Source organism: Lentibacillus amyloliquefaciens (genome assembly GCF_001307805.1).
In the GTDB taxonomy this organism is placed as follows: Bacteria; Bacillota; Bacilli; order Bacillales; family Amphibacillaceae; genus Lentibacillus; species Lentibacillus amyloliquefaciens.
This window is the reverse complement of the sequence record NZ_CP013862.1, coordinates 1,766,113-1,791,527: the sequence shown is the minus strand read 5'-3', so window position 1 is coordinate 1,791,527 and position 25,415 is coordinate 1,766,113. Positions and strand designations below refer to the sequence as shown.

Genomic DNA, 25,415 nt, shown 5'->3' with positions numbered 1-25,415 from the left:
TACTAAAAATTAACGATAATATAAAAAAAGCGTGGTACATTACCTAATCGATAAGTACCACGCTTTTTCAATTTTACTGGGTTTTGTCCCAGCCTCTTTCCTACTTTAAAGTGCTTTACAACCCTGTAAAGGTATTTTTTTATACTTCCATCGCAACAGGTGGCGTGTATTTCATAGCATGGTCAATATAATACAGCAACTCGTCATGTGTTTCGATAATTTTTACTTGTTCAGGCGAGTAGTGATAAGCATGCAGGAAAAACTGGATTTTTTTGGACAGCATGTCATCATTTGTGCGTACCATCAGTACAAGCAATTCATCCCACTGTCCCCACAAGGTGAAATATAACGCTTTGTCATAATCAGCTATTTCCATTATTTGACCTCCTTCATATAGAAAAGGATCAGTTATTAGCCTTCCCAAATTTCATTTATATTGTCTGAAACAAATTTGGTGTCATTGCCAATTTCTGTTAACGTATAAATCCTTATTACTGCTGCATACTAACGACAAAACGGTAAGGAGGATTTAACTATGAAATGGAAACTTTTTAGCCTATTACTGATTGCCATGTTCCTTGTTCTTGCTGCTTGTGGAACCGATAACCAGAACAACAATGGTACAGAAGAAGGTCAAAATGATAATAATGTTGAACAAACCCGTTTTGATGGTGATATGGATAACGACAACATGAACAACCGGAACGACAACGAGTTTAACAATGGCAACCGGACACGCAATACAAATGACGGAGGAAATAATGAAGATCAGTATGAATTGGCTGATGAAGCAGCCGAACGTATTGCAAACGACGTTGATGGAATTGACAATGCCTATGTTATCAAAACGGACAATAATGCATATGTAGCTGCTGAACTTGACCAGGACAACAACGGCAACAATAATAATGGTAACAACGCCAACAACAATACCAACAATAATAACGGCGCAAATATTAATGGGACAACCAATAATAACGATAACAACAATAAAGGCGGCGAGCTCACAGATGCTGTGAAAGAAAAAATCTCCGGCATCGTAAAAGATGTGGATTCGGACGTTGACAATGTGTATGTGTCGACAAACCCTGATTTCATGGATCTGGCCAATAATTATGCTGATGATGCTGACAGCGGTGAACCTGTTGAAGGGCTGTTCGACCAAATGGGCAATATGATTGAACGCGTCTTTCCACAGCAGGATAATAATTAACAAACAAAAAAAGGGTGGCACAGGTCATGTGTTCACCCTTTTTTGTTTGTCATTCAATCTTCAATGAATAATCGTTCCGTGTACAGAATTTTTTACACTTGCTGGTTTTAATGTTAACTTTGAGTTAGAAATGATGCGTTTTAGTCAATAAAGGAGCGATATTCATGGCTGAAAAAATGAACGTGGAAAGTTTTAATCTGGATCACACAAAAGTTGCAGCGCCTTATGTTCGTTTGACTGGTGTCACGACAGGGATGAGTGGAGATAAGGTATATAAATACGATATCCGGTTTAAACAGCCGAATAAAGAACATATGGATATGCCGGGATTACATTCAATAGAACATTTAATGGCAGAAAATATCCGCAATCACATGGAAAATGTTCTTGACATTGGCCCGATGGGATGCCAGACAGGTTTTTATTTGCAAATCTTGAACAATGATAGCTATGATGATGTCACTAGTGCACTTGAAAACACATTAAAAGATGTTCTCAACGCGGATGAAGTGCCGGCATGCAATGAAGTGCAGTGCGGCTGGGCAGCCAACCATAGTCTTGAAGGTGCGAAAACGATTGCTGAAGATATGCTCGCTAAAAAAGATGAGTGGAATCAGGTTTTTGCAGAATAACACAGGTGATTTGAATCGGCGATGGTTATGTATCAGGCAGTCTTGAGGAAGGCTGTCTTTTTTTGCTCAGAAAAGGACCACCGCTTGAAGTTTCGCTTTTCCCCGCATCTAAAGGTCAGTAACCCGCCGAAGAACGGCGGCTAACTGTCCCTAAATGCCTGATTCTGCTCAACTAACATTCATCGGAATGAAAACCAATTCCGCTGAATGAAGTTTCGCTTTATGCTAAAATGAGATAAAATCTATGGAAGGAGTTGAGGCCAATGAGTGAGCAAGTATTGCAGTATTTATCCGAAAATCGTAAGCAGCTGCTGGATAAGCTCCATTCATTTTTATCGATACCAAGTGTCAGTACGGACAGTGTACATAAACAAGATATTAACGAAGCCGCTGAGTACTTGGAATCTTATTTAAAGAAAATCGGGTTTGATAAGGTTGAACAGCAGGATACTGGGGGTCATCCGCTCATTTTTGCTGAATATAACCAGGCAGGCTCTGATGCGCCGACTGTATTATTTTATGGCCATTATGATGTTCAGCCGGTAGACCCGATTGAGGAGTGGAAGAGCGAACCGTTCAAACCGGAAGTCAGGGATGGCCGTTTATATGCGCGCGGTTCAAGTGATGATAAAGGACAGGTTTTCATGCACTTGGCTGTTTTTGAAGCTTATATGAACACAGAAGGAAAGCTGCCGTTGAATGTCAAAGTCTGTATTGAAGGGGAAGAAGAAATCGGCAGTGAAAATCTTTACAAAACGCTGCATGATAAGAAAGACCAATTCGATGCTGATTTTGCTGTTATTTCAGATTCCGGAATGGTTTCTGAAAATCAGCCCACTATTTTGTACGGGTTAAAAGGGTTTACAGGGATTGAGATAAATGTAACGGGTCCTGACCATGACCTGCATTCAGGCATGTATGGAGGAGCTGTCCGCAATCCGATTATGGCTCTCAATCATATTCTGGCTTCGATGAAGAATGAAGATGAAGTTGTAACCGTTGATGGCTTTTATGACGGTGTTGAACCGCTTACTGAGCATGAGCGGGAACTGATTAAAAATGTCCAGGGTGAATATTACGAAGCGTCTACAGGTGTTAATGAGACTGTATCTGAAAAAGGCTACACTGCTAAAGAACATACTATGGCAAGGCCTACTTTTGAAATTAACGGAATGTATGGCGGTTATCAGGGAGAAGGGACAAAAACGATTATCCCATCAACGGCGACAGCAAAAATCACCTGCCGTCTTGTTCCCGGCCAGGATCCTGCAAAAATACAGGAATTGCTTGAGGCGCATATTCATAATGTTGCGCCAACAGGAGTAACCGTTGAAGTGAAAAAAGAAAAACTGTCGGCAAAAGCGTACAAAGTGGCGCCGGATAATCCGCTCATTAAAAAAGCGGCCAAAAGCTATTCGGAAGCATTTGACAAAGAGACAGTCTATGTGCGGATGGGCGGATCTATCCCGGTTGTTGAGTGGATTGAAGACATTTATAATATACCGATTGTGTTGCTCGGGTTTGGCACCCCTGATGACAGGCTGCACTCACCGAATGAGAGCTTTCCATTAGACAGTTTTGATAAGGGTATGGAAACGCTTGTGCGCTATTGGGCGGAAATCAACGATTAAAAGTCGTTGTTCTGGTCCTCTGCCCGAATACAGAACAAATCAATGGACAGGGCGAATGGTTTTCAATCGGGTGAAATGGGTAAGTACTTAGTATATAAATGAAAGGGGGATCATTTTATGCGACATGCAGTTGTTACTGGTGTTTCAAAAGGGTTAGGTGAATCAATTGCTAAGCTGCTAATGGAATCAGGCATTAATGTCGTTGGCGTATCCCGAAGCAGTCAGGACAAATTGGCTGATATTGCTCTTGAGAACAATGTTGATTATAAACATTATGCCTGTGATCTGGGTGATCTGGAGGAAACGGAACAAACCTTTTCACAAATTAGTGAGGAGATCTTTTCGCGAGAGCCGGAGACAGTTTACTTAATTAATAATGCTGCGGTGCTTGAACCCGTAGATAAATCCATGAATACCGAAAGTGCTGACGTGGCACATCATATGCAGGTGAACACCATCGCCCCGATGATCCTGACGAATTTGTTTTTAAAAAATGCAGTTGAAAAGGATATCAGGTTTATTGGAACAACGATCTCGTCAGGAGCGGCGGAAAGACCGATGTATGGCTGGAGCGCCTATTGCACATCCAAGGCCGGCATCAATATGTTTACTCAAACCGCAGCTCTTGAACAGGAAGAATTAAATACCCAAAATAAAGTTATTGCCTTCAGTCCGGGAATCATGGATACTGAAATGCAGGAAAGAATCCGCGCAAGCGATGAAGATGCTTTTCGTGACGTTGAACAATTTCGGGCATATAAAGAAAATAATAAGCTCAAAAGTACTGATGCAATCGGCGGTATACTCATTGATATATTGACTGATGAGACAAGTGTCGAAAATGGTAAAATATATCACGCCTCAGACTACTTTTAAAGACTAAAAGAGCGTGTTCAAAAAGGAGGATAAAAAGGACCGGGAAGTTCGAGGCGACGCAATTTCGAGCAGCGGAGAAACAAGCCAACGTGTCATTTTCACCGGACTTTTTGAACAACCTCTAAAAACAGTTTTTTTTAAAATGCAGGGGAAGGATCTGCTCCTCTGTATTTTTTCTGGTGGAATTCGCGGGGAACGAAAACTGCGGACATTCACCGGGAAAAATCGCCCCCTGAATGAAGTTTTACTTTGTGGTACAATTATTGGAGTGAATGGGCTGGATAGTTGGTTTTTGGATGCTCGTTTTAAAGAAGGTTTTGGAGAAAGGACGAACGATATGATTACACGTAAAAGTAAACGCGAAATTGAAAAAATGCAAGCTGCGGGGGATGTACTCGTTAAATGCCATAAAGAAATAGCTAAAATGATTAAACCGGGTATCACGACGATGGAAATTGATGCCTTTGCGGAAAAGTTTTTGGCTGACCATGGTGCAACACCTGAACAAAAAGGGTTCAGTGGTTACCCTTATGCAACATGCGCCTCGGTTAATGATGAGATTTGCCATGGGTTTCCCCGGGAAGAAGAACTTGTTGAAGGGGATATTGTAACAATCGACATGGTCGTTAATCTGAATGGTGGTTTGGCGGATTCGGCATGGACTTATAAGGTCGGAAAACTTGATGAAAAAGGCGAAAAACTTCTCAACGTCACGAAACAATCGCTTTATAAAGGAATTGAACAGGCACGTCCTGGCAATCGGCTCGGTGATATCGGTCATGCCATTCAGACATATGCTGAAGGGGAAGGTTTCTCGGTCGTTCGCGATTTCACCGGACATGGTATTGGTCCGACTTTGCATGAAGAACCGCACATTCCGCATTTTGGCTTGCCAAATAAAGGTACGCGGTTAAAAGAAGGTATGGTCATTACAATAGAACCTATGATTAACGAAGGCAGCTGGCACAGTAAAATGGATGCCAACAACTGGACTGCCCGCACGGTTGATCAAGGCCGCTCTGCGCAATATGAGCATACTGTTGTTATTACAAAGGATGGCCCAATGCTGACAACCGATCAGGATCAATAATATAAAAAGAAGTCTGTCCGTTAATTACTGCTGTCTGAAATTCTTTTGAAGACAGGATGTTCCGGAAAGGAGGGATGCTGATGCGCGTCGTCTCAATCTGTCCAAGCAACACAGAAGTTGTCGAATATCTCGGGAAAACGGATTTGCTGGTCGGTGTTGATAACTATTCCGACTGGCCATCGGAAGTGCAGCATTTGCCAAAGGTCGGCCCGGATTTATCAATTGATATGGACAAAGTGGAAGAATTAAATCCCGATTTGGTAATTGCTTCACTCAGCGTTCCGGGTATGGAGAAAAATATTGAAGCGCTTGATGAACGGAAATTACCGTATATAATTCTGAACCCTAATTCTTTAGAAGAGATTGCCGGTGACCTTGAAATTACCGGAAAAGCACTGGGTGAGGAAAAACTTGGTCTGGATAAGGCTGCCGCATTCCGCAGCGAGGTCGAAAACTTCCGTGAAGCGGCACGAAACAAGGACTATAGGCCGTCTTTATACTGGGAATGGTGGCCGAAGCCGGTTTTTACACCCGGTGGTATCAATTGGCTTACCGAAATAAGTCAGTTGGCTGGTGCGCGCAATATTTTTGATACCGAAGATAAAGCGAGCGTACAGACAGACTGGGAAGATGTCAAAGTTCGCGAGCCTGATTATATTTGTATGGTTTGGGTAGGTGTAAAGGAGTCGAAAATGCGACCTGAGCTTGTGAAGCGAAGGCCTGGCTGGCAGGAGATGAAGGCTGTTAAAGGTGACAACATTCATGTCCTGGAAGAATCGCTTTTTTGCCGTCCTTCACCAAGATTGCTTGAAGGTCTGCGGAAATTGACAGAAATATTGGACTAAAAAATCCCCTGCCCATGGGGATTTTTTACATGACAACACCTAAGATGAATTATTTTCGTATTTTCAAAACTCTTCCGCCAAAAGTCATCGTAATGAGCGGGCTTAGCAGGCAGAAAAAGGCAAATGGCAGGTAAGTCACTACTGGGACACCGAGGACATCAGCAATAAACACACCGCACACACTCCATGGAACGAGCGGGTTAATAACGGTACCGGCATCCTCCAGGGACCTGGCCAATACCTTATTGGACAACCCAGCTTGCTTGTACACACCTTTAAATGTTTCCCCCGTCAGCATTACAGACAAGTATTGTTCGCCAATCAGTACGTTAATACCAATTGCTGTTGAAGCGGTTGATATAATAATCGACCGCACTTTTTGCAGTTTTTCCTGGAATGATGACAAGATTGAGGGGATAATGCCTGTTACGAATAACAGCCCTCCAAATCCAAGTGCCAAAATGACAAGTGAAATTGTAAACAACATGCTGTTGATGCCGCCTTTTGTCAATAAGCTGTCTACGGGTTCAAAACCGGTTTCAGCTGTATAGCCGTTAAACCAGATCGCCCAAATATCGCCCCAGGAAAGACCGCTCGTTATACTGGCAAGAAATGTTGCTATCACGCTGCTCACGGCTAAAGAAATGAATGCAGGTATTCGAAAAAATGTGGCCAAAACCAGGATGACAAGCGGTATCCAAGACGTCCAATGAATCAGGCCGGTCGCTTCCAGACTTGTCATATATGCGTCCAAATTTTCTACAGAAACGGTTTCAGCGGGTGACAGAATTGCAAAAATAACAAATGAAATGAGAAATGCCGGAATAGTCGTCAGACTCATATGTTTAATATGACTGAACAAATCGACTTGGACAATCGTGGAAGCCAAATTTGTTGTATCTGACAAGGGAGACATTTTATCACCGAAAAATGCTCCGGAGACGATTGCACCGGCTGTAATGGCCATCGATGCATCCATCGCGCTTGCCATCCCGATAAAAGCGACCCCAATTGTTGCAACAGTTGTCAGCGAACTGCCCAATGAAACGCCAATGATGGCTGTAACAGCAAACACAATACCATAAAACCACGTTCCCCCGATAAAGGTGAAACCAGTGTTGATCAAGAGGGGAATTGTTCCACTGATCATCCAGCTGCTGATCAATATACCGATTACTAAAAAGAGGAAAACAGCTGCCATGCCTGACCTGGCTCCGGCGATCATACTCTCTTCAAGGTCTTTGAAAGAAATGCCTCTAGCCAGCCCATATGTGACTGTAAGCAACAGAGCGATTAGGATCGGAATGTGCGGTTCTGTTCCCAGCCCAATTAAAAAATAACTGATGAGACTAACTGTTAAAATAAAAAATAGAATTGATTCAACCAACGCCGGCTTATATTTTGGCTGCACCGGAAACATGATGTAAATCCTCCTTTTAACTCTTTTCGTAAATTTTACAGTGCTTTACCTCTACACTTGATGTAAAGTGCGACGTACTATAATAAATGTTTGATTCCATGAGCCGCTTCGGAAATATACTCCGCGCACCTTAGGGCGGCTGGTGAGCCTCCTCGTGCTCGTCGTGTTGCAAGTGGTTTCAGTGATGCAGCACTCCTCGCAGAAAAGATTGCTGTCGCACTGCGGGATCTCACCTATGCCTATGCTCCCGCAGGAGTCGTCGTGTATTTCCTCCACTGGTTTTGCGCTTTATAATCTCATTGATTTGGTGATTAACTAAACCTCACTTGTGAATGTTGATTGGAGTGGAAGGCAGTCGACTCCTGCGGGAAAACGGGCAGCTGAGACCTGAGCAGGAAGCGGTTTTCTTCCGAGGAGGCTGAAGTGTTGCCCTAAGGTGCGCGACTGTTCGGAACGGAAATCAACATAGCACTTACGTCGCAGTTTATGGATTTTGTGTCATAACTTAGAAAAGAGGCAAAATAAAAAAGCCTCATCCCTTGTTAGGGACGAAGCTTTACTCCGCGTTACCACCCTGATTGATGAGTCTCCCTAAAAGCGCGCAAAACATTCATGCGATGCGTGCAGTCATTCCTCCGGCTCATCCACTCAATTAATATCCGTCTGATTCGAATGTGTAATTCAAACCTGAATTGCCGGTGCTTTCACCATGCGCCCCGTCTCTCATTGCTGCTTGTTTCAGATTCTACTTCGCATTCACGGATTCGATATTTTCGTTAAAATATAATATTGACTATAAATGGTGAAGCTGCTCATTGTCAATGGGAACGTCTATTTTCAATTATTGCTTTTTTGTGATGACGCATATAAGATGTAATTATCTTAATTTTCTTTTGGGGAGGGACGGAAATGGATACAGACACAGCTGATCATCAAAATACATCCCAATCAATACATATGTTTCGCAGAGGGATTGCAGTCGGTTTCCCCATAATGCTTGGCTACTTGCCGATTGCACTTGCATATGGGGTGCTGGCAAAACAGGCGGGAATGTCAGTCACCGAACTGACATTAATGAGTGTGATGGTGTTTGCCGGTGCCAGTCAGTTTATGGGAGCGAATATGATCGCACTGGGTGCTGGAGCAGTTGAAATTGTAGTTGCCACGTTTGTGCTTAATTTCCGTCATTTTGTCATGAGCCTGTCGTTTGTGAATTATTTGCGGAGATTTGGACTCAAATGGAAAATCCCTCTATCAATGGGATTGACGGATGAAACGTTTGCCGTATCGGCATTACATACAACAGAGGCAAAAAAAGAAAAAGGTTCCTATTTTTACTTGGCTCTTATTTTGACAGCTTATATTGCCTGGATTGCGGGCTCTTTTTTGGGAGGGGTCCTGGGTGATGTTATTCCTGAGCAGTTAAGTCAAAGTATGGGAATTGCGTTATATGCGATGTTTATTGGACTGCTTATTCCATCGGTGAAAAAACAATGGCGCGTCGGGCTTGTTGCCATTATCGCGATGCTCATTAACCTCCTGTGCAGCCAGTTTATGAGTGAAGGCTGGGCGATCGTGTGTGGAACGGTACTGGGCGGCCTGAGCGGTGTGTTTTTGCTTAAGGGGGAAGAACAATGATTATTGCAATTATTATAGGCATGGCACTTGTAACGATGATTCCAAGAATAATCCCGGCGTTTATTGTTGATAAACTGCAGTTTCGGGATTGGGTGAACCGCTGGCTGGCTGCGATTCCCTATGCAGCACTGGGAGCGCTCATTTTCCCGGGTATTTTGAGTGTCATTCCCGAGCAGCCGCTGATCGGTCTTCTGGGCGGAGCCGCTGCAGTGCTCTTGGCATATTTGGGTTTAAACGTTATTTTAGTCGTTATAGGGGCTATTTTAACGGTTTTTCTGTTGACAATGTAAAAATACCAGGGAAAACATGGCAAATGTATCATGTTCTTTTCCAACGCCGGGCAGCCGGCTTCTCCATAAAGCAACATGGCATGTAATCCGCTGGCGAGCGTTTTGCGTTTTTATTCATAAGGCTCGATATGAATATGCGCATAGGTTATATTATGTTTTTCCCGAAGGAAGTCTTCTATTTTTTCTGTGATGGCGTGACTTTCTTTAACATTTAGTTCCGGATTAACCAGGATCGTTACCTCAATAAATGCCTGATTTCCATGAACTCTCCCTTTAATATCAATGACTTGTTTAACTTCTGAAACCTTCGCAATATCAGTTTTTATTGTCTTGATTTGCTTCGCGTCAAACCCGTCAGTCAATGTATGGGTTGCCTCTCTGAATATATCCCATGCCGTTTTACAGATGATAATACCGACAATCAGGCCTGCGAAGGGATCAAGCCAAAAAAGACCAAATTGCGCACCGATTATGCCGATAAATGCGCCAATGCTGACGAAAGCGTCCGAACGGTTATCCTGAGCTGCGGCATTAAGTGAACTGCTGCCAATTTTTTTTGCAAGCGAAACATTGTAGCGATAAACACTAAACATCACAACAGCTGCTCCGAGTGCGGTCCAGGCTGTCAGCATATCCGGCTGTACTGTTTCCCCGGCAAACAGCTGCCTGACTATATTCACAATTACCTGGATGCCAACCGTTGCGATAACAAACGCTGCAAAAAGGGAAGCAATTGTTTCAGCACGGGAATGTCCGTAATGATGATCAGCATCCGGTGGCTTTCTCGATATTTTCAATCCAACTAAAACAGCAACTGAGGCGACAACGTCAGTCGTATTGTTTAACCCATCTGCCCACAAACTTTGGGAGTTTCCAATCGAAGCAATAATCAATTTGACGATTGCCAGGACAATATACGCACAGATGCTGAGCCAGGCGCCTTTTTCACCTTTTTTTAAATCATCTGCCTGATCCATTAAAAAACAGCCTCCAATTGAACACGTGCTTTATACAAGCCGCTCTGTAGGTATAACAGTCTATCAAACTCCTGTCAGATGAGTCCAGAGAAACATTAACAGCCATGACTATATATTTTGAGTTCCTGCAAATTTTGATGCCTTAAACAAAAAGACAATGGGGAATAAAACTTGCTGCCTGGTAAATAGTAAATTTAGTGATCATATAAAGCGAAGGAGAAAGTTTATGACTGAACGTCTGAACGAACAGGAAAAACGCTGGGCAGTCATATCTCTGGCATCAATACCACTGATAATGACACTGGGCAATTCAATGCTTATCCCCATTCTTCCGGTTATGGAACAGGCATTGGATATTTCGAAACTTCAATCGAGTTATATCATTACGGCCTATTCAGTTGTGGCCATTTTTTTAATTCCGGTTGCGGGATTCTTATCGGATCGATTTGGCCGGAAGAAAGTCATTATTCCTTCATTAATCATAACCGGTATTGGCGGTTTGATTGCCGGTTTGGCATCTCAATTGATGGATAGTCCGTTTCTTGTCATTGTAGCTGGAAGAATATTGCAGGGTGTTGGTGCATCAGGGGCATTTCCAATTGTCCTTCCGCTTGTAGGCGATATTTTTAAAGATGACAAGGAAGCCAGTACAACACTTGGGATTGTCGAAACGTCAAATACAGTCGGGAAAGTCTTAAGCCCAATACTGGGAGCTGCTCTTGCAGCACTTGTTTGGTACTTGCCGTTTTATTCGATTCCATTATTTTGTATCGTTTCTGTATTGATGGTGATCTTCCTGATTAAAAACAAGGGTGGTGAGAACGAAACCCATTTCAAAGAATACGTGGAACTCGCGAAGGATACTTTCAGCAAGCATGGCAGGTGGCTTGTGGCTGTGTTTTTCATTGGCGCCATATTGATGTTTATCCTGTTCGGGTTTCTTTTTTATTTATCCAGTATTTTGGAAGAGAAATACGGCTACGAAGGTATTTGGAAAGGGATTCTTCTTGCTGTTCCTTTACTGGCGTTATCGGTTGCATCATTTATAACCGGCAGGAAAATAAAGGATAAATTAAAAATTATGAAGTGGGTGACATTTACCGGGATTATTTTAACCGGTGCTTCAGTGGCGGTTATTCCATTTATGGATCATCCTGTTTATTTGCTATCCATTTTCTTTATATGCGGGACCGGTATCGGGATGGCACTCCCTTGCCTGGATGCGATGATAACGGAAAGTTTGGAAAAAAGTGTCCGCGGCGCGATCACATCGATTTACAGTGCGATGCGATTTACCGGCGTTGCTTCCGGTCCGCCGGTCATCGCTGTCATGATGAAAGGTAATATTAGCTGGATGGCCAGTGTGTTAGCTATCTTTGCGCTAATCGCAAGCTTTCTTGGCTATCGTAATATAAAACCGTAGACGGATGTTATGTCATGTCAGGAAATTTGTCGCTTTTTAGCGGTTTTTTAGATGTGATGAAGCTTGTATTAATGATAGAAAATTCACCAATATTAAAATTTATACTTGCAAAACTTCTTATTATTTAGGATAATGGAAAAAAGGAACAAGGGGGAATGTTCCAATGAAGAAACAGAAGGTGGTCTATCAGCTTTATCGTTATGCAGGAGGAGCCATTAAAGCAAAACGAGAGGTACCGTTTGAAATGAAGTTATCTGCCCAATTAATATTGGATGAATTATGTTTCAGCTGGAATAAGCAAAAACTCCAAGCGGCTATCAATCATTCGATTGATACAGAGGACAAGGAAACGTTCGTCCGGTTGTCAAAAGAATACAGACATTACGTATGGGAATAATCTTTCTTTTTTAACAAGAATGCCTTGCCTTTATTTGGTGAGGCTTTTTTTATGCGAAACTTATTGCAATTTTAGTACATTGATGATTTGATATGGTTAGGAAGAGGGGGGGATTGTATGAAAAAGAAAACGGCATTCAGCTGGATGTTGTATGACTTCGGGAACTCTGCATTTGCAACAACGATTATGGCAGCTGTTCTTCCAATTTTTTATTACGATGTGGCAGCTGTGGGGCTGGAAGAGAATCTGGCAGAAAGTTACTGGGGCTATTCCCAGTCAATTGCGGTTTTGATTGTAGCTGTTCTGGCTCCGATATTGGGAGCCATCAGTGACTTTTCTGCGGCGAAAAAGAAATTTCTGCGCTTTTTTGCTTATATGGGAATCATTGCCAGTATTCTGCTCGCTTTTGTCGGGGAAGGCGATTATCTTTTTGCATCGATCCTGTTGATTGTCGGGAATATTGGTTTTTCCGGTGCAAACGTTTTTTATGATGCATTTCTACCCGAGCTTGCTGAGAATGAGAAGGAAATGGATAAATTATCGTCAGCCGGTTTTGCTTTTGGCTACATAGGCGGTGGCTTATTGCTGGCCATCAATATTTTAATGATTACGAATTATTCCTGGTTTGGCATACCGGATGTCACCACGGCCAGTCAGTTGTCTTTTGCTTCCGTCGGTTTATGGTGGTTTATATTCTCAATACCGCTGTTTAAAAACGTGCGTGAAGAGAAGAAAACAAGAGAAAAGCGGGACAAATCTTATGTGGCAATCGGCTTTTCCAGGGTCGTGAATACGTTTAAAGAAATAAGGCAGTTTAAGCATTTATTAATTTTTCTTATTGCGTTTTGGCTGTATAATGATGGTATTTCAACGATTATAAGAATGGCGACGATTTATGGTCGTGGGATTGGCATTGATTCAAATTCTTTGATTATAGCATTGCTGATCACCCAATTTGTCGGTATTCCGTTTACGTTTTTCTTTGGCTGGCTGGCATCAAAAATAACAGCAAAAAAAGCATTGTATCTGACGTTATACGTTTATATAGGCGTTGTTGTTCTCGGTTATTTCATGGCGTCTGCTTTGCACTTTTATATGCTGGCAATATGTGTTGGAATGGTCCAGGGTGGTGCACAGGCACTTAGCAGGTCGATATACAGCAGGATGGTGCCGGCAAATAAGAAAGCAGAGTTTTTCGGATTTTACGGGATTTCCTCAAAGTTTGCAGCTGTCTTTGGCCCGTTTCTGTTCGGAATTGTTGGTCAGCTGACCGGTTCCAGCAGACTTGGTATCATATCATTGCTTGTCTTCTTTATAGCGGGTATTATTTTATTAAGGTTTGTCAATATCGAAAAAGGTATCGAACAGGCAAAGCAATACGCCAAATGAATCCGATACAGGTGAGGGGGAGACTCATGAAGATCAATAATATACGAAAAGTATTATATACAGTTTCCAAAATTCTCGGCGATGTTAATGCTGTTAAAAAGGGCAAGGTTGGTAAACGAATCGGACGCAGAGTGGCAGGAAAAGGAACAGGTAAAATGCTGCAGAAATTATTTAAGTAGGTCAGTTTCTTGCAGGGTTATAAAAAACGAAAAGCTTTCACACCGGCAGGCAGCGGCGTGAAAGCTTTCATTTTTTGGTCGCGTATTTGTTCACACAATTGGTTCACTGTATTTATTTTCAAGACCTAAGGCAAGCGGTTTGCCGGTATCATACGATATATTGCCAATCATTTCGCCAAGTCGCTCTTTGCTGGTATTATCACGTGTGTTCCAATAAGTAATTACTTCGGACATAATTTCGATTCCTTCTGTCCAGGCTTGATTGTACAGATCGATGAAACTTTTGCTACAAGGTTCATTTGTTGCCGGATGATACCAGGTTGTGTGTTCTAAATTTAAATAATCGGCATTATCTTTAACCGGCTGATGTGAAAAGGGCGAAATCAGCGGCTTTAAAAATATCTTTTTCCATCCATATGGATCAGCCAGCAGTTTCAGGGCCAATTTCATGTCCCGGTAAGCTTTTTGAATATAATGATTGGATTTCATACTGCTCTCGGGATAATGGGCATCAATAGTCTGATGCAGCAAATCGACAACGCTTTTATCAAGTTTGGGGCCCACACTGATTTCATTTGAGACATTGGCTTTCCACGTTTCTAAATGATGATATTTTTCCATCATTAATGTATCAATCAGCACTTCCAGCTCCTGATGTTTATTTCCTTCATATCCGGCACGGTAATGTATATAAGGGTGTGTATTGCGATCAAGTATATGGTGCGTTGTAAATCCGAATACGTAAGCTTGTGTTTGACTGTCCATATCACTAGCTTTCTCGATCATATCCAGCAGAAATTCGCCGCATTTATCCGTGTGAAGTTTTAACCCTATATTCGTTACAGACTCATTATTAATCCATGGCCAAAAATTGTAATAAAAAAATGGATCCGGGCCTTGTGCACCCAGCTTCATGTACGCTTCCTGCTGCAAATATGAATTTGGATCTTTAACCGAATCCATTACGTTTTCACAAAAAAGAATATGTGTCCAAATATTAGGCATAATGAAGATCCTCCTGCCTATACGTTCTATTTTACAGTATAAAATAAAAAGTTCTGAAAAAATGCTCAAATACTTACTATTTTGTGACAACGTGCATCTGAATAGCTTTTTTTCTACAAAAGATACGATTATATAATGTTATAATCATACCAAAAGATTGTTTGAAAAGAGGGTTAGTCGTGGAAAAAATCATGATTTTGGAAGATGATCCGAAAATAGCCGGTTACTTGCACACGTTTATAGAAAAATACAGCTATGCCGTGTTGACAGTGGATAATTTCGAAAACCCGATGGATTCATTTCACTGGTTCCAACCGGATCTGGTTCTGTTGGATATCAATCTTCCCAGTTTTGATGGATTTTATTGGTGTCGGCAGATCCGTCTTGAGTCAGTTTGTCCGGTTATATTCATTTCTGCCCGTACCGGGGAGATGGATCAGGTCATGGCACTGGAGAATGGCGGCGATGACTTTATTACCAAACCGTTCCATCCGGATGTCGTGATGGCCAAAATCCGCAGCCAATTACGACGGGCGTATGGGGAATATGCGTTGGGCCATCAAGAACGTATTTTGCAGAAAGATGGACTGAAGCTGTTCCCGGAACGACTTGAGCTCAGATTCGGTACCGATGTGACACCCCTCACCAAAAAAGAAGCGAATATTATAGAAAGCTTGATGGGCCGGCATCCTCGGGTGGCAGGCAGGGAGGATTTATTGGAAAAACTGTGGGATGACCAAACATATGTCGATGAAAACACGCTTAACGTAAATATAACACGGGTTCGCAAAAAGTTTCAGGAGCTCGGTATCACAGGTGCGGTTGAAACAGTCCGCGGAGCAGGCTACCGTTTGTGTGTGACTTGGAATGGAGTAGAGGGGTCATGAAGCTGTTCATTAAAGATCATCAATTATTGATCGGATTTCAGGTTGGACAGTTTGGTCTCATTATTCTTATCCTGTGGCTTGATGGCTATCGGGACTTCCAGACGTTGTTCTATGCCATTTTTCTTGGGTTCTTTTTATTCAGCTGTTATCTCGTGTATTGCTATATGACACGGCGGGCGTTTTACAAAAGGCTTGAGAAACCGATGGAATCACTTGATGAATCATTGCAGAAAACGGAGCAGATACCGATTGCCGAAGCACTTGAGAAATTGCTGAAATCGCAGTACCGGATTTATGAGCGTCGGATTGGAGAAACTGAGGCACAAAAAGAGGAGCATATGACGTTTATCGATCGCTGGGTCCATCAAATGAAAACACCGCTCTCGGTCATCGAATTGACGGCCCAGGATCTTGATGAGCCGGAATCATCAAATATCCGCGAAGAAACCGAGCGTATTAAAACAGGGCTGAGCACGGTATTATACATGGCGCGCCTCCGCACAATCGAGGAGGATTTCCGGATTAAACCAGTTGCACTGGAAGATCTTATCCAGGAAGTCAACCGGGAAAATAAGCGCTTCTTCATCCGCAATGAAGTCTATCCAAAACTGGAAACAGAACGGGCCGGAATCAGTGTGGAAACAGATCAGAAATGGCTGATGTTCATCATCACACAACTTATTCAAAACGCCGTGAAATATTCAGCCGGGATAAGCAGACAAATGGAAATTTCACTTTATGAACGTGATGGATCAGCCATTTTTGAAGTGACAGATTCCGGTGTCGGCATTCCTGAAGAAGATCAAAAACGGATTTTCAGTGCATTTTATACCGGGGAAAATGGCCGCAAGTACAGAGAATCAACTGGCATGGGGCTGTTTCTTGTCAAAGAAGTGGCTGATTATTTGGGGCACGGGATTGAAATGGAAAGTACCGTTGGTAAGGGGACAACATTTCGTATTTTGTTTTCACCGGCTCAAAACATTACAACAATGTAAGGAAAATGAAAGAGAAATCGATCGTTCGTCAAGGCGGAAGGCGGTACACTATGAATAGAATTAATGTTGTCATTTGAAAGGAGCAGAAATATGCTGAAAGTGAATAATGTGAGCAAAGTGTACGAAGGAAAAGTCGCCTACCGCGCCTTGTCGAATATTGATCTCGACATTGAAAAAGGAGAATTTGTCGCCATTATGGGACCATCGGGGAGCGGGAAGACGACACTGCTCAATATGGTCGCCACCATTGATGAGCCGACAACCGGTGAAGTACTGGTTGAGGAAAGAAAACCGCATGTTCTGGGCAGGAATGATCTTGCCAAGTTTCGCCGCCGGGAATTGGGGTTTGTTTTTCAGGAGTTCAATCTGCTGCACACCTTGACGGTTGAAGAAAATATGGTGCTGCCATTGACATTGGACGGTAAGCGTGTGAAGGAGATGGAGGATAAAGCTAAAACGATTTCCGAAAAGCTAGGGATTTCCGGCATTATGGGCAAACGGGTCCATGAGATTTCCGGTGGACAGGCGCAACGGGCAGCCATTGCCAGAGCGATGATCCATCAGCCAAAATTGCTCTTGGCCGACGAGCCGACAGGGAATCTTGATTCGAAATCATCCAAAGATGTCATGGGCATGCTTGAGACCCTTAATAAAAAAGAAAACACAACGATGATGCTTGTCACGCATGATCCGCAAGCGGCAAGTTATGCGGACCGGGTTGTGTTTATCCGGGACGGCAAGTTTTATTCTGAAATTCATCGGGGCAAAAGCCGGCAGACGTTTTTCCAAAGCATCATTGACACGCTTTCCTTGATGGGAGGGGATGACAGTGACTTTTCGTCAGTTCGCGATTAATAATGTCATCCGCAACAAGCGTTTATACGCTGCTTACTTTTTGAGCAGTCTGTTTACAGTGATGGTGTTTTTTACGTTTGCCATTTTTGCTTTTCACCCTGCATTCTTTGATGGATCGATCAGATTCGAAGTATTGTATGGCATGGCTGTTGCAGGCGGTATTATTTATGTGTTTTCTTTTTTCTTTGTGCTGTATTCAATGAGTTCATTTTTACAATCGCGCAAGAAGGAATTCGGTCTCTTAATGATGCAGGGAATGTCAACAAAGCAAGTCCGTCTGATGATCTTTATGGAAAACATGTTGATCGGCTTTTTTGCAACATTGGCCGGGATTTTGCTGGGCCTCGTGTTTGCTAAGGCGATCCTTTTGCTTGCGGAAAACGTTCTGGTAATTGACGAAGCACTTAATTTTTATTTTCCGTTATGGGCCATTGTTGTCACCTTTATATCGTTTATTTTATTGTTTTTGTTTGTCTCGCTGTTTGTGTCATTTATTCTCAGAACCCGGAAGCTTGGGGATCTGATCAAGGCGGATAAACAGTCGAAAGGTGAGCCGAAAGCGTCTGTCACGCTGGCCATTATTGCTGCAGTATTGCTTGCTGCAGGTTACGCAACGGCTCTATATGTGCAGGCACAGCAAGTTATCTTAGCTATGCTGCCGGTGATCATTGTCGTGACAATAGGCACATATTTGTTGTTTACGCAGTTGAGTGTTTATGTGATTCGGCGGCTGAAGGGCAGAAAGGGTATTTTTTGGCGGAAAACAAATATGGTGCTTTTCTCAGATTTATCATTTCGGATGAAAGATAATGCTCGAACGTTTTTCATGGTGGCAATTATTTCAACCGTTGCATTTAGTGCGATTGGCTCACTGTACGGGTTCCAGTCTTATTTGACAAAAGATGTAAAGGAATTGAATCCATATACGTTTATGTACTCTCCCTTTGAAGGAGATGAACCGTTGACAGAGGAACAAAGCGAGACGATTGATGAAACACTGAACAACTATGATGTTCAGACTGAAAAGGCTTCAGTTGAAATGAATTATTTTGAAGTGGACAACAGCGAACGGCCTGAAGTGTTGATTGCTACTGAATCAGAGTATAATCGTTTTGCTGAGCTTCTAGATAAGAAGGAAGTTGATGTCGGTGGCGAGGAAGCGATTGTCGTACGGGATAGTTCAAGAGTTCTGGTAGGTGCATCTAAAAAAGAACGGCTGATGGATGTTCCGATTGAACTGGCGGATGGCGGGAGCATTCATCCGGACCGATTGATGTCAACAGTTGTGCTGCCGGAAATGTACTCTTATTATATTGTTGATGATGAAACATTTAACGCGTTGCCGGACTCTGTTGAAACAAGATCGTATACAACCTGGCAGGCGACACATGGTTCCCAGGAGTCCATCATCGAAGCCGGGGGGATATTGAAAAACAAATTTAACCCAGGCAGATTCCAGGCGATTGATCATGATATTTATACCATCAATAAGAGTTTTGGGCCTGTGTTGTTTATCGGATTGTTTATCGGAATTGTATTCTTCGTATCGGCAGGAAGTTTCCTGTATTTCCGGTTGTATTCAGATCTTGATCAGGATAAGACTAAATTTAAGTCGATTGCTAAAATGGGCTTGACTGATAAAGAACTGAAAAAAGTGATTAACCGTCAGACAGCACTCCTGTTTTTTGCACCGATTGTTGTCGCTTTGATTCACGGATCTGTTGCTTTGACTGCCTTGTCCCATTTATTTGATTATAACCTTGTTAATGAAGCGGCAATGGTGCTTGGAACATTTGCAGTGATTCAGATTATTTATTTCGGAATTGTCAGGTATTTTTACACGAAACAGATTAGAAGCGCAGTTTTTTATTAGACCGTTTTCTCTATAAACTGCGAAGTACTTGCTGTAATAACTCGGAAGCATATATCGCTCCCTGGAAAAAAAACATGGGCCGGAGAACAGAAACATGTGCCCGAGAAACCATCGTCAGCTTTGCCTGCTTTCATCATCCAGCTTCAGAACCTCATTGTGAGGTGAAGCTGGATCTTTCTTAAATAAACAGCATTGTAATTGGGACGTTGGTGAGCAACACCTTCTTTTTCGACAAATCACATCATTTCTGCTAACACCCGCTACCTTTATTTTGTTACAATTAAATAAGATATCATATCACATCTCTATACATAAGGAGGCAGTCAATGTGGATTACCGGATAGAAAAAGATACACTGGGAGAAATGAAAGTGCCGGCAGATAAGTATTGGGGAGCCCAGACACAGCGAAGTAAGCAAAACTTCCCTATTGGCGGCGAAAAAATGCCGATTGAAGTCATTCGGGCATTTGCCATTCTTAAAAAAAGTGCTGCGAAAGCAAATAGCGAACTGGGTTTACTTGACAAACAAAAAGCAGATGCGATTGGTTATGCTGCCGATCAGATTGTGGAAGGAAATCTCGATGATCATTTTCCGTTGGTTGTATGGCAAACAGGAAGCGGCACCCAATCCAATATGAACGTGAACGAGGTCATTGCTTATGTTGGAACAAAATGGCTGAAAGAGAATGGCATTGATGTGGCCCTTCATCCGAATGATGACGTCAATAAATCGCAAAGCTCCAACGACACTTATCCGACAGCGATGCATATAGCTTTTGTTTTGAAGCTGGAAGATCATGTTTTGCCTGCTGTGAAAACACTGAAAGACACGATGGGCGAGAAGGTTGAGGCATTTCAGGAAGTGGTTAAAATTGGCAGAACGCATTTGCAGGACGCCACGCCTTTAACGCTGGGACAGGAAATTAGCGGCTGGCATCGCATGCTGGAAAAATCAGAAACGATGATTTCTGAAAGTATCGACTATGTAAGAGATTTGGCTATCGGTGGAACCGCTGTTGGGACAGGGCTAAATGCACATCCTGATTTTTCGGAGGCTGTGACGAAAGCTGTCGCTGAGGAAACCGGCAAAACATTTAAATCCGCTCCGAATAAATTTCATGCATTAACAAGCCATGATGACACAGTTCATGTTCATGGCGCTTTAAAGGGACTGGCTGCAGATTTAATGAAAATTGCCAATGATGTACGCTGGCTGGCAAGCGGACCACGTTCAGGCATTGGTGAGATTACAATTCCGGCAAATGAACCCGGAAGCTCGATCATGCCTGGTAAAGTCAATCCGACACAGCCTGAAGCAGTTACGATGGCAGCGACACAAGTGATGGGAAATGATGCGGCAATCGGATTTGCAGCAAGTCAGGGTAATTTTGAGCTAAACGTATTTAAACCGGTTATTGCTTATAACTTTCTGCAATCCTGTCAACTTCTGGCAGATGCTATGCTGTCATTTGATGAGCGGTGTATGCAGGGACTTGAGCCGGATCTGGAAAAAATCGAACAGTATTTGCGCGATTCATTAATGCTGGTAACCGCTTTGAATCCGCACATCGGCTATGAAAATGCAGCCAAAATTGCTAAGAAGGCATTTAATGATAATTCGACATTGAAAGAAGCTGCTGTCGAACTTGACTTGCTTACTGAAGATGAATTCGAAAAATACGTCAATCCAAAAGATATGACCTATCCAAAATAAAGGACACAAACTGCAAAAACTCACTATCTTCTCAGGTAGTGAGTTTTTATGTGAGTGGCCGGCCATTTGAAACCCAAAGCGTGGAATGCGGTTGTAAGGTTTTAAATCGTTATAAGCAACAATTACCAGCGGAATTTCATGATAAGTTTCCGAGATCTGCTCACAATAATGCGTACAGGAGGTGATAAATATGGCTAATAACAATTCAAATCAGCTGGTCGTTCCTGGCGCTGAACAAGCTTTGAATCAAATGAAAACTGAGATTGCCTCAGAGTTTGGTGTCAACCTTAGTGCTGATACGACTTCTCGTGCAAACGGTTCTGTTGGCGGTGAGATTACCAAGCGTCTGGTTCAGTCAGCTCAATCTCAATTTAGTGGACAATAATAATATTGAATGGCTTCAATAAGGGAAAGCCCCCCTTATGACAAAAGACAGAGGGAAGTTTTTAGAAGCTTCCCTCTGCTTTCTTCAATTGGTATTTTTTACATTTAACGTGAATTTATACGTTTAAGATTTATCGAATGCGTTCTTCGGTTTCACTATCAAAGAAAAGAGCTTTGTTCATGTCAAAGGCAAGATCGATTTTGTCCCCGCCACGAATATCTGACCGGGCGTCAACCCGTGCTATGAAGTCCTGTTCATTGAAATTTGAGTATAAATATGATTCGGCTCCCATCAACTCAGCTACATCAATGGTGGCTGAAATTTTTGTGTCCGGGCTTGCTTCAATGAATGCCGGTTCATCATGGATATCCTCAGGCCGGATGCCCAGCACAATCTCTTTATCCATATATCCCTGGTTACGAAGTGTTTTCATTTTGCCCTCAGGAATCTTTATAGTCGTCTCTTCACTGACAAAGTATCCATCCTTAATTGTGCCGTTAAGAAAATTCATTGACGGGGCACCGATGAAACCGGCAACAAACATATTTTCCGGCTGGTCATAAACGTCTTTTGGCACGCCTACCTGTTGAATAATGCCATCTTTCATAACAACGAGTCGAGTGGCCATTGTCATGGCTTCTGTCTGGTCGTGAGTTACATAAATCGTTGTCGTTTGAAGACGCTGGTGCAGCTTTTGAATTTCCGCACGCATTTGTACACGGAGCTTTGCATCCAGATTGGACAGTGGTTCGTCCATCAGGAATACTTTCGCATCACGGACAATTGCCCGGCCAAGAGCCACACGCTGGCGCTGTCCGCCTGATAATGCCTTTGGTTTACGGTTTAGATAATCTTCCAGGCCCAGAATGTTAGCGGCGTTCTGGACTCTTTTATCAATCTCGTCTTTTTTAAATTTCCTGAGCTTTAAACCGAAAGCCATGTTGTCATAAACGTTCATATGCGGATATAAAGCGTAGTTTTGGAAAACCATGGCGATATCACGGTCTTTTGGTGCGATATCATTCATTCGCTGATCGTTAATGTATAATGATCCGTCGGTTATTTCTTCCAGACCGGCAATCATTCTTAATGTGGTGGATTTGCCGCAGCCGGATGGGCCGACAAACACAATGAATTCCTTATCCTCAATCTCAAGATTAAAATTATTTACAGCCGTAACGTTTTTATCATAGTTCTTTTTGATTTGTTCCAATCGCATTTCAGCCATTTTTAGTCCCCCTGTTATGTAAGCATTTGTATTAATTCTAGCTAGTCCGGGGAGGTGCTGTAAATGGCAAATATGCACAAATAAAACGGTTTCTTTTGTGCATATCGTTATTTGTTTGCCAGTATTGCCAAATAAACAGTCGCTGCCTGGTGGAAGTCACGTATGTCGATATTGGTTTTCTCCTTAAATTTATCTAGCCGATACTGCAGGCTATTGCGGTGAAGGTATAATTCCTTTGCGGTCAACGAAATATTTAAATTGCACGTAATAAACGTTTCTGCCGTGTTGAGCAGTTCGTTATCGTCTATCGCCCCGGCTAAAACCGTGTGGGCAAAGCCTTTTCGAAAAGTTCTTTCTGTTTGCTCGATCAGCATATATGGCAGAGCTTCGACATAGGTTGTAACCGGCTTACCGGAATATTTTTTTGCAGTGCCGACACCTTTCATAAGTTTTTGATAACCTTCTTTAGCCTCGGTGAGCGATGTCATAAACGGGCCTATGAAAAAATGGATGCTGACGGCAAGATCGCTCATGAGAGTATCGATGATGGTTTCATATGAGATAGGTTCGTCGGGCTCAGTTTCAACGATAATCCCTTCATGGTCATTCTCCCATAGAACAGGAACCTGTTTGGCAAAGAATTCATTCACAGCCTCTTTAAATAATGCAGGCTTTATCTGATCCGGCTGAAATGAAAAGTGGATAAAACGGAATGTCATGGATGCCGCATCAGGAATATCATCAGTACTGATATATGTACGCCATGATTTTTCTTCGGGTGTTAAATCCGGTAAGGCAATATGATGAGGCCATAAAAACGTCTTTAACAGCTGGATATCTTTTGCCGTCAACTCACTGTTATGAATGCCAATTAATTCGTCATTTGCTGTCATAAACCATTTGTAGTTATTTTTATCATTTTCTGCTATATCCTGAGAAAAAATTAATGAAGAAAAAATTTTACGCAGTTGATCGATCATAAAATGCCTCTTTTCCCTATCCTTTTTTTCATTATAGCAATGTATGATAGAATCGAAAATCAATTATGCATTTGCTTGTCTTTTTCCTAACTGTATACAGTGGTACCAACGTCTGTTATAGTTAGTTTAGACAAAATGAAGGAGGATGTATCGTGGCTAATATTTATGATAGTGCATACGATTTGGAAAAAGCAATTCGCAACAGCGAAGAATTCAATAGCCTGAAAAACGCATATGATGCCGTTATGGCGGATGAATCAGCAAAGAAAATGTTTGATAACTTCCGTAACACCCAAATGGAACTTCAGGAAAAACAAATGCAGGGTCAGGAAATCTCCGAAGAGGAAGTTGAAGAAGCCCGGAAAGTTGTTGAATTGGTACAGCAGCATGAAGACATTTCCAAATTAATGGAAGAGGAGCAGCGTTTGAACGTTGTCATTAATGATGTCAGCAGTATCATTACAAAACCGCTTGAAGAACTTTACGGCAATCCGGAAGAAGAAGAATCAAACGAATAAGCAACAATTTTGCCCCGCAGCTTCTAAATGCTGCGGGGCATTTCTGTTTTAAACGAAAAAAGAAGGATTTTTGATAAATTTCACGAATCATGTCTATACATACTTAATTGAAGGGGTGGATAGGATGAGTACTGTCTTATTCGAAAGCAAAAATCAAGTGTCGTATGTTTATTTAAACAGGCCCCAGCGGTATAATGCGATGGACCGAGATATGTTGACTGAATTGAATCATGTGCTGGGTCAGGTTGAAGAGAATGATGATAAAGTTGTTATTTTAAGCGGTAAAGGGAAAGCGTTTTCCGCAGGGGGCGACATCGGCATGATGGTTGATTTGGCCGGAGAGGATTATTATCAGGAAGTAATGGGGCAAATTGAAGAAGCGGTTCTGAAACTGTACAGTATGCCTAAAATCGTCATTTCAGCCATTCATGGTTCTGCTGCGGGCCTGGGTTTAAGTCTTGCGTTAACGGCGGATTACGCAGTGGCTGACGTGGAGGCTAAACTTGGTATGTTATTTATTGGAATTGGCCTTGCTCCGGATGGCGGCGGACATTTCTGGCTGAGTGAGCGCATTGGCGTGCAGCGGGCGAAGCAATTCATATGGGGGATGGAACAAGTTCAGGGCAGGACAGCCGAAACAATGGGACTTGTAGATGTGCTGGCTGATAAAAATGCGATGGAAGAGGCTGTACATATGTCTGAGAAAATTCTCATCTCTCCGATTAGTTCCATGCTGAAGACGAAAAAGATTTATCACGATCAAAATATCGACAGGCTCAAAAGCTTCCTGCAAGCAGAACGGCAAACACAATGGGAATTGCTCCATACCAAAGACCACCGCGAAGGTGTTGAAGCTTTCAGGGAAAAACGCAAGCCGGTTTTTAACGGGGAATGATTCATGCGTCGAAATTACCGTTCGGATTTACAAAAAGGTGGCATATATTGTATCGACATGCCACCTTTCTTTAGATT

The 25,415-nt window shown here is 42.5% G+C and carries 26 protein-coding genes; 20 read left to right on the top strand and 6 right to left on the bottom strand.

The genetic code is table 11. The features are described 5' to 3' along the window. Window positions 1-139: 139 nt before the first annotated feature. Window positions 140-376: a YhdB family protein gene (locus AOX59_RS08980; protein WP_068444855.1), complete on the bottom strand. Its 237-nt coding sequence runs from the start codon at window positions 374-376 to the stop codon at window positions 140-142. A gap of 159 nt (window positions 377-535) precedes the next feature. Here AOX59_RS08980 and AOX59_RS08975 point away from each other — a divergent pair, with 159 nt between their 5' ends. From AOX59_RS08975 to AOX59_RS08950, 6 genes are all read left to right on the top strand, one after another. Then, on the top strand, window positions 536-1,213 hold the full coding sequence (locus tag AOX59_RS08975; protein ID WP_068444854.1) for a YhcN/YlaJ family sporulation lipoprotein: 678 nt from the start codon (window positions 536-538) through the stop codon (window positions 1,211-1,213). Between the two features lie 164 nt (window positions 1,214-1,377). Further along, on the top strand, window positions 1,378-1,845 hold the full coding sequence (locus AOX59_RS08970) for an S-ribosylhomocysteine lyase (protein WP_068444852.1): 468 nt from the start codon (window positions 1,378-1,380) through the stop codon (window positions 1,843-1,845). A 263-nt stretch (window positions 1,846-2,108) separates the two neighbouring features. Continuing rightward, window positions 2,109-3,476, top strand: coding sequence for a dipeptidase (locus AOX59_RS08965; protein WP_068444849.1), 1,368 nt, complete (start codon window positions 2,109-2,111; stop codon window positions 3,474-3,476). Window positions 3,477-3,593: 117 nt separating this feature from the next. Next, window positions 3,594-4,352 carry a (S)-benzoin forming benzil reductase gene (locus tag AOX59_RS08960; RefSeq protein WP_068444848.1) on the top strand — a complete coding sequence of 253 codons (759 nt, stop codon included), beginning with the start codon at window positions 3,594-3,596 and terminating at the stop codon, window positions 4,350-4,352. 337 nt (window positions 4,353-4,689) lie between these two features. Then, window positions 4,690-5,442 carry a type I methionyl aminopeptidase gene (gene map, locus AOX59_RS08955; RefSeq protein ID WP_068448227.1) on the top strand — a complete coding sequence of 251 codons (753 nt, stop codon included), beginning with the start codon at window positions 4,690-4,692 and terminating at the stop codon, window positions 5,440-5,442. A gap of 80 nt (window positions 5,443-5,522) precedes the next feature. After that, window positions 5,523-6,287 (top strand): cobalamin-binding protein, encoded by a 765-nt coding sequence (locus AOX59_RS08950; protein WP_068444846.1) that lies wholly within the window; start codon window positions 5,523-5,525, stop codon window positions 6,285-6,287. 49 nt (window positions 6,288-6,336) lie between these two features. On the opposite strand, the gene nhaC is transcribed toward AOX59_RS08950, so the two are convergent. Further along, window positions 6,337-7,707: a Na+/H+ antiporter NhaC gene (gene nhaC / locus AOX59_RS08945; protein ID WP_068444844.1), complete on the bottom strand. Its 1,371-nt coding sequence runs from the start codon at window positions 7,705-7,707 to the stop codon at window positions 6,337-6,339. A gap of 909 nt (window positions 7,708-8,616) precedes the next feature. Here nhaC and AOX59_RS08940 point away from each other — a divergent pair. Continuing rightward, the gene (locus AOX59_RS08940) at window positions 8,617-9,345 is read left to right on the top strand and encodes an AzlC family ABC transporter permease (protein WP_068444843.1); all 729 of its coding nucleotides are present in this window, start codon (window positions 8,617-8,619) and stop codon (window positions 9,343-9,345) included. Beyond that, a complete protein-coding gene (locus tag AOX59_RS08935; protein WP_068444841.1) occupies window positions 9,342-9,635 on the top strand; it encodes an AzlD domain-containing protein in 294 nt (97 codons plus the stop codon). Before AOX59_RS08940 ends, AOX59_RS08935 begins: the two co-directional genes overlap by 4 nt. Before the next feature lie 110 nt (window positions 9,636-9,745). Here AOX59_RS08935 and AOX59_RS08930 read toward each other — a convergent pair whose 3' ends face one another. Then, the gene (locus AOX59_RS08930; RefSeq protein ID WP_068444839.1) at window positions 9,746-10,612 is read right to left on the bottom strand and encodes a cation diffusion facilitator family transporter; all 867 of its coding nucleotides are present in this window, start codon (window positions 10,610-10,612) and stop codon (window positions 9,746-9,748) included. A 226-nt stretch (window positions 10,613-10,838) separates the two neighbouring features. Between AOX59_RS08930 and AOX59_RS08925 the strand changes: the two genes are divergently transcribed. The 4 genes from AOX59_RS08925 (at window position 10,839) to AOX59_RS20015 (ending at window position 14,000) form a co-directional block, all read left to right on the top strand. Further along, window positions 10,839-12,035 carry an MFS transporter gene (locus AOX59_RS08925; protein WP_068444837.1) on the top strand — a complete coding sequence of 399 codons (1,197 nt, stop codon included), beginning with the start codon at window positions 10,839-10,841 and terminating at the stop codon, window positions 12,033-12,035. A gap of 163 nt (window positions 12,036-12,198) precedes the next feature. Further along, window positions 12,199-12,432, top strand: coding sequence for an IDEAL domain-containing protein (locus AOX59_RS08920; RefSeq protein ID WP_068444835.1), 234 nt, complete (start codon window positions 12,199-12,201; stop codon window positions 12,430-12,432). A gap of 117 nt (window positions 12,433-12,549) precedes the next feature. After that, complete coding sequence (locus tag AOX59_RS08915; protein ID WP_068444833.1) at window positions 12,550-13,821, top strand: MFS transporter; 1,272 nt, start codon at window positions 12,550-12,552, stop codon at window positions 13,819-13,821. Window positions 13,822-13,847: 26 nt separating this feature from the next. Continuing rightward, window positions 13,848-14,000, top strand: a complete 153-nt coding sequence (locus AOX59_RS20015) for a hypothetical protein (RefSeq protein WP_169792870.1) — start codon at window positions 13,848-13,850, stop codon at window positions 13,998-14,000. 90 nt (window positions 14,001-14,090) lie between these two features. Here AOX59_RS20015 and AOX59_RS08910 read toward each other — a convergent pair whose 3' ends face one another. Further along, window positions 14,091-15,005: a zinc dependent phospholipase C family protein gene (locus AOX59_RS08910; protein WP_068444831.1), complete on the bottom strand. Its 915-nt coding sequence runs from the start codon at window positions 15,003-15,005 to the stop codon at window positions 14,091-14,093. Window positions 15,006-15,184: 179 nt separating this feature from the next. Between AOX59_RS08910 and AOX59_RS08905 the strand changes: the two genes are divergently transcribed. The 6 genes from AOX59_RS08905 to AOX59_RS08880 all read left to right on the top strand — a co-directional run bounded on the left by AOX59_RS08905 (window position 15,185) and on the right by AOX59_RS08880 (window position 21,717). Next, the gene (locus tag AOX59_RS08905; RefSeq protein WP_068444828.1) at window positions 15,185-15,892 is read left to right on the top strand and encodes a response regulator transcription factor; all 708 of its coding nucleotides are present in this window, start codon (window positions 15,185-15,187) and stop codon (window positions 15,890-15,892) included. Further along, window positions 15,889-16,890: a sensor histidine kinase gene (locus tag AOX59_RS08900; protein ID WP_068444826.1), complete on the top strand. Its 1,002-nt coding sequence runs from the start codon at window positions 15,889-15,891 to the stop codon at window positions 16,888-16,890. Before AOX59_RS08905 ends, AOX59_RS08900 begins: the two co-directional genes overlap by 4 nt. A gap of 90 nt (window positions 16,891-16,980) precedes the next feature. Beyond that, window positions 16,981-17,745 carry an ABC transporter ATP-binding protein gene (locus AOX59_RS08895; RefSeq protein WP_068444824.1) on the top strand — a complete coding sequence of 255 codons (765 nt, stop codon included), beginning with the start codon at window positions 16,981-16,983 and terminating at the stop codon, window positions 17,743-17,745. Beyond that, window positions 17,720-19,618, top strand: coding sequence for an ABC transporter permease (locus AOX59_RS08890; protein ID WP_068444821.1), 1,899 nt, complete (start codon window positions 17,720-17,722; stop codon window positions 19,616-19,618). Before AOX59_RS08895 ends, AOX59_RS08890 begins: the two co-directional genes overlap by 26 nt. A 328-nt stretch (window positions 19,619-19,946) precedes the next feature. After that, window positions 19,947-21,332 carry a class II fumarate hydratase gene (gene fumC, locus AOX59_RS08885; RefSeq protein WP_068444819.1) on the top strand — a complete coding sequence of 462 codons (1,386 nt, stop codon included), beginning with the start codon at window positions 19,947-19,949 and terminating at the stop codon, window positions 21,330-21,332. A gap of 190 nt (window positions 21,333-21,522) precedes the next feature. Next, on the top strand, window positions 21,523-21,717 hold the full coding sequence (locus AOX59_RS08880) for an alpha/beta-type small acid-soluble spore protein (protein WP_068444817.1): 195 nt from the start codon (window positions 21,523-21,525) through the stop codon (window positions 21,715-21,717). Between the two features lie 130 nt (window positions 21,718-21,847). On the opposite strand, the gene AOX59_RS08875 is transcribed toward AOX59_RS08880, so the two are convergent. Together AOX59_RS08875 and AOX59_RS08870 are read right to left on the bottom strand one after the other, a co-directional pair. Beyond that, the gene (locus AOX59_RS08875) at window positions 21,848-22,945 is read right to left on the bottom strand and encodes an ABC transporter ATP-binding protein (protein WP_068444816.1); all 1,098 of its coding nucleotides are present in this window, start codon (window positions 22,943-22,945) and stop codon (window positions 21,848-21,850) included. Between the two features lie 107 nt (window positions 22,946-23,052). Then, on the bottom strand, window positions 23,053-23,925 hold the full coding sequence (locus tag AOX59_RS08870; RefSeq protein ID WP_068444814.1) for a PucR family transcriptional regulator: 873 nt from the start codon (window positions 23,923-23,925) through the stop codon (window positions 23,053-23,055). A 152-nt stretch (window positions 23,926-24,077) separates the two neighbouring features. On the opposite strand from AOX59_RS08870, the gene AOX59_RS08865 reads away from it, so the two are divergent. Beyond that, window positions 24,078-24,443, top strand: coding sequence for a YlbF/YmcA family competence regulator (locus AOX59_RS08865; protein ID WP_068444812.1), 366 nt, complete (start codon window positions 24,078-24,080; stop codon window positions 24,441-24,443). Between the two features lie 124 nt (window positions 24,444-24,567). Beyond that, window positions 24,568-25,338, top strand: coding sequence for an enoyl-CoA hydratase (locus tag AOX59_RS08860; protein ID WP_068444809.1), 771 nt, complete (start codon window positions 24,568-24,570; stop codon window positions 25,336-25,338). Window positions 25,339-25,415 lie beyond the last annotated feature (77 nt).

What these genes read in the sequence shown, in the direction of transcription:
- AOX59_RS08900 (WP_068444826.1), top strand. Translation starts at nt 15,889, where the DNA reads ATGAAGCTGTTCATTAAAGATCATCAATTATTGATCGGATTTCAGGTT.
- AOX59_RS08970 (WP_068444852.1), top strand. Translation starts at nt 1,378, where the DNA reads ATGGCTGAAAAAATGAACGTGGAAAGTTTTAATCTGGATCACACAAAA.
- AOX59_RS08940 (WP_068444843.1), top strand. Translation starts at nt 8,617, where the DNA reads ATGGATACAGACACAGCTGATCATCAAAATACATCCCAATCAATACAT.
- AOX59_RS08980 (WP_068444855.1), bottom strand. Translation starts at nt 376, where the DNA reads ATGGAAATAGCTGATTATGACAAAGCGTTATATTTCACCTTGTGGGGA.
- AOX59_RS08925 (WP_068444837.1), top strand. Translation starts at nt 10,839, where the DNA reads ATGACTGAACGTCTGAACGAACAGGAAAAACGCTGGGCAGTCATATCT.
- AOX59_RS08960 (WP_068444848.1), top strand. Translation starts at nt 3,594, where the DNA reads ATGCGACATGCAGTTGTTACTGGTGTTTCAAAAGGGTTAGGTGAATCA.
- map (WP_068448227.1), top strand. Translation starts at nt 4,690, where the DNA reads ATGATTACACGTAAAAGTAAACGCGAAATTGAAAAAATGCAAGCTGCG.
- AOX59_RS08930 (WP_068444839.1), bottom strand. Translation starts at nt 10,612, where the DNA reads ATGGATCAGGCAGATGATTTAAAAAAAGGTGAAAAAGGCGCCTGGCTC.
- AOX59_RS08875 (WP_068444816.1), bottom strand. Translation starts at nt 22,945, where the DNA reads ATGGCTGAAATGCGATTGGAACAAATCAAAAAGAACTATGATAAAAAC.
- nhaC (WP_068444844.1), bottom strand. Translation starts at nt 7,707, where the DNA reads ATGTTTCCGGTGCAGCCAAAATATAAGCCGGCGTTGGTTGAATCAATT.
- AOX59_RS08935 (WP_068444841.1), top strand. Translation starts at nt 9,342, where the DNA reads ATGATTATTGCAATTATTATAGGCATGGCACTTGTAACGATGATTCCA.
- AOX59_RS08860 (WP_068444809.1), top strand. Translation starts at nt 24,568, where the DNA reads ATGAGTACTGTCTTATTCGAAAGCAAAAATCAAGTGTCGTATGTTTAT.
- AOX59_RS08915 (WP_068444833.1), top strand. Translation starts at nt 12,550, where the DNA reads ATGAAAAAGAAAACGGCATTCAGCTGGATGTTGTATGACTTCGGGAAC.
- AOX59_RS08950 (WP_068444846.1), top strand. Translation starts at nt 5,523, where the DNA reads ATGCGCGTCGTCTCAATCTGTCCAAGCAACACAGAAGTTGTCGAATAT.
- AOX59_RS08895 (WP_068444824.1), top strand. Translation starts at nt 16,981, where the DNA reads ATGCTGAAAGTGAATAATGTGAGCAAAGTGTACGAAGGAAAAGTCGCC.
- AOX59_RS08910 (WP_068444831.1), bottom strand. Translation starts at nt 15,005, where the DNA reads ATGCCTAATATTTGGACACATATTCTTTTTTGTGAAAACGTAATGGAT.
- AOX59_RS20015 (WP_169792870.1), top strand. Translation starts at nt 13,848, where the DNA reads ATGAAGATCAATAATATACGAAAAGTATTATATACAGTTTCCAAAATT.
- AOX59_RS08920 (WP_068444835.1), top strand. Translation starts at nt 12,199, where the DNA reads ATGAAGAAACAGAAGGTGGTCTATCAGCTTTATCGTTATGCAGGAGGA.
- AOX59_RS08975 (WP_068444854.1), top strand. Translation starts at nt 536, where the DNA reads ATGAAATGGAAACTTTTTAGCCTATTACTGATTGCCATGTTCCTTGTT.
- AOX59_RS08870 (WP_068444814.1), bottom strand. Translation starts at nt 23,925, where the DNA reads ATGATCGATCAACTGCGTAAAATTTTTTCTTCATTAATTTTTTCTCAG.
- AOX59_RS08965 (WP_068444849.1), top strand. Translation starts at nt 2,109, where the DNA reads ATGAGTGAGCAAGTATTGCAGTATTTATCCGAAAATCGTAAGCAGCTG.
- AOX59_RS08880 (WP_068444817.1), top strand. Translation starts at nt 21,523, where the DNA reads ATGGCTAATAACAATTCAAATCAGCTGGTCGTTCCTGGCGCTGAACAA.